2 protein-coding genes are annotated in these 3,171 nt (G+C 72.9%); both read right to left on the bottom strand.

Going from position 1 to position 3,171, the window contains the following annotated elements; translation table 11 throughout:
• Window positions 1-185 precede the first annotated feature (185 nt).
• Window positions 186-1,178, bottom strand: coding sequence for a DNA polymerase III subunit delta (holA, locus tag GX015_RS02200; RefSeq protein ID WP_291342454.1), 993 nt, complete (start codon window positions 1,176-1,178; stop codon window positions 186-188).
• On the bottom strand, window positions 1,175-3,171 hold a 1,997-nt coding region (locus GX015_RS02195), incomplete at its 5' end, for a ComEC/Rec2 family competence protein (RefSeq protein ID WP_291342452.1). The genes GX015_RS02195 and holA, both read right to left, overlap by 4 nt.

The following is a 3,171-nucleotide window of genomic DNA, read 5'->3' as shown; positions in this document are numbered from 1 at the left end:
AGATCGAGGGCTAAATCCTCGCTTGACGACGCCCGATGCGCGAGCATCGGACGCCACAGCCTTCAAGCGCCCCCGCCGTTTTCGGCGGGGGCGCTTGTGCGTGCGTGAGGTCGCGGCGGTGGCTACGGGTCCCGGTGATCCAGTGGCGCGGCGAGCGTCGGACCGCCGCGGCTGCTCGGCCTCGGTTACCGCCGATGCGAAGACGTGGCCAGGGCGGCGATGTCGACGACGGCCTTCTCCACCGCGTACTCGGGGTCGGCGGCCCAACCCTTCACGCCGGCGTCGAGTTCGGCGATGATCTGCGCCGCCTGCGCGATCGCCGGGGTCGACCATCGTGACGCCAGGCGGTGGGTCTTCTCGAGCTTCCACGGCGGCATCCCGTAGCGGCCGGCGTCGCGGTTGCTCACCCCGCGCGCAGCGTGCAGACGTGCGACATCACCGACCATGCCCGACAGCGCCGAGGCCAACAGAACGTGCGGCACGCCCAGCTGCATCGCCCGGCGCGCCAACGCCAACGCCTCGGAACCGCGGCCGGTCAACGCGAGCTCCGCGACCTCGAAGCCGGAGACCTCGGCGGTGCGCCCGTAGTAGGTGCGCACGGCATCGACGGTGACGTTTCCGCCGGTGTCCGACACCAGCTGGGAGACGGCGGTGGCCAGCTCACGCAGATCCGAACCAACGGAATCGAGCAGCGCGTCAATGACGTCCGGCGACACCCGCAGCCGGTGCGACTGGAATTCGCCGCGCACGAACTCGGGCAGCTGACCGCGTTTGACGGGGTGGGCCTCGAAAAGCTGGGCGCCCGTTTTGCGCAGCTCGGCGACCATTTTCTTCTGCCGCCCCTCGCCGGAGTGCTGCAGGATCAGCGTGATTCCAGGTGCGGGGTCTGCGGCGGCCTGCACGATGAGATCGGCGGGTTCCTTGCCGGCGGCGTCGCAATCGGTGAGCACGATGATGCGGTCCTCGCCGAACAGCGACGGGCTGAGCAGTTCGACCAGATCGGTGGTGGTGACGTCGCCGCCGCGCAGGTCCGTGATGGGCACCGAGCGGCCGTCGGGGTCGCCGGCGGTGGCGGCGGAGCGGCGCACGGCGGCAATGATGGCCAACCGGGCGCGGTCGATGAGCAGCCCTTCCTTGCCGACGATCACGTTCACCGGCGCGGGCATCGTCTGAGTCACGCTCCCATCGTGCCAGACTCCCCGGATCGGCCTTTCCCGGAGCCGCCTTCCCCGGAGCCTCCCTTCCCGGCGCCACTCCTCCACACCGCGCCATCCGGGTAGAGCGCATGCACTCCATCGCGTACCGGGCACACGACGGGGACGCCCTCGGCGGTGCGGATGCGGCCCCGCGCCCGCTCCCCGCAGTTCTCGACGACGATCCACCGCGGCACCGCCGTGAACGCGGTGGACTCCGTGGCACGGTCTGGTCCACTAGCGTCACTCCTTCCCGCGCCGGAGTTCCCGCCCACCAAGTCCTCCACGTCATCGAGGGTCGCGTACACCTCCACCTCCGACGCGTCGACGTGCCCCGCCACTCCCCTCTCCAGGGCCAAGCGGCAGGGGCGCGGGAGGGAGGGGGCGTGGGCGTCGTCAAGCGAGGCGGCGGTGACCACCCGCACTCGCCCGCCGTCGGCGCAGGCCCCGATGATCCAGCCGGGCGGGGCCGCGGGAATGTGCCAGCCGAGCGTGATGACCACCGTCGCGGCGCCCATCGCCACCACCGTCACCGCGGCAGCGACCGCGGGCCACGCGATCGCGGCGACGGCCAGCGCGACGAAGACCGCTAACCCGAGCATCCCCATCTCCCCCGACGCCCCGGGCAACCCCGCCGCCGCGTGCCCCACCGCCCACACCCACCACGCGAAGGGCGCGGCGGCATGCACGAGCACCGCGACCACCGGCCCCAACCCCAGCAGCGCAGCTACGGCGGCGAGCGTGCCCAGAATGGTCACCGGCGCGACCGCGGGCGCTGCGGCGAGATTGGCCAGCACCGACACGTGGGAGACCTCGCCGAGAGTGAGGGCGAGGACGGGCACGGTCGCGACGTGGGCCACCAGCGCGACGGCGGCAGCCCGGACGAGCGGCGCCGGCATCCTCGCCACGACGGGGATGCGCAGCAGGCGATGCGTCATGGGCGCGGCGGCCAGCACCAGCCCCGCCGTCGCCGCGACCGACAGCGCGAACCCAATGGACACGGCGAGATCCGGGAACGCGACGATGAGCACGATCGTCCCCGCCATCAGCGCCGGCAGCGCCTGCCCCCGCCGCCCGAGGAGCACGGCGAGCAGGCCGACGATGCCCGTCATCAGCGCCCGCAGCACCGACGGCTCGGTGCCCACCACCGCCACGAACGCCGCCAGCGTCACCGCCGCGACCACCACCCGCCACCGCGGCGGCGCCCACGCGAACGCCCACACCGCCGCCCCGACCAGCAGCGACACGTTCGCGCCGGACACCGCGGTGAGGTGCGCGAGCCCCGAGTCGACCATCATCTCCTGGTCGCCCGCGCCGAACCCGCGCTCATCGCCGAGCGTCATCGCGGGCACCAGCCGATCCGGCCCGGTCGGCAACGCGGCGGCGGCATCGCGCAGGCCATCGCGGACGCGGGCGATGTGGTCATCGGGATGCTTGACGACGTCCACCGTCCCCCGCACCGACGCCACCACCCCGGACAACGCCGGCCGTTCGGAGGCCGAGATTCCCGCGTAGGCGTCGAGGACCGTGCCCCGGTCGTGGTCGAGCAGGCGGTCATCGCCGAAGACGCGGACGCGGCCGGGAAGGCCCTCGATGGTGGCCTCGGCGGTCGCACCGTGCTCGGTGGCCTTCGGCGTCGTGGTCAGCGTGAGGCGGGTCTTCTTGATGCCATCGATGCTTTCCGCGATCGGGTGCGCGGCGGCGCGGGCGCGGCGGATGAGCGTGCCCGACACGGCGACGGTCACCGCGACCGCCGGCAGCGCCACCGTCGACGCCTGACGACGCCACGCCATCACCGCCGTAAACACCGCCGCCACGAGCAGCATCCAACCCAGCGGAGTCGTCGAGGATGTCGCCAGGGTGATCGCCGTCGCCGCCCATACGAGCAGCGCGGCGGGCACCAGACGCAGGTCAAGGCCCAGGCGCGGAACTGCGGGGCCAGCATCGGGAGGCGGCGGCGAGGGATCGGCCATCGCGT

The sequence above is a fragment of the Corynebacterium sp. genome (assembly GCF_012837295.1).
Lineage (GTDB): Bacteria > Actinomycetota > Actinomycetes > Mycobacteriales > Mycobacteriaceae > Corynebacterium.
The sequence above is the reverse complement of the archived record's forward strand: the minus strand, read 5'-3'. Positions and strand labels throughout refer to the sequence as shown.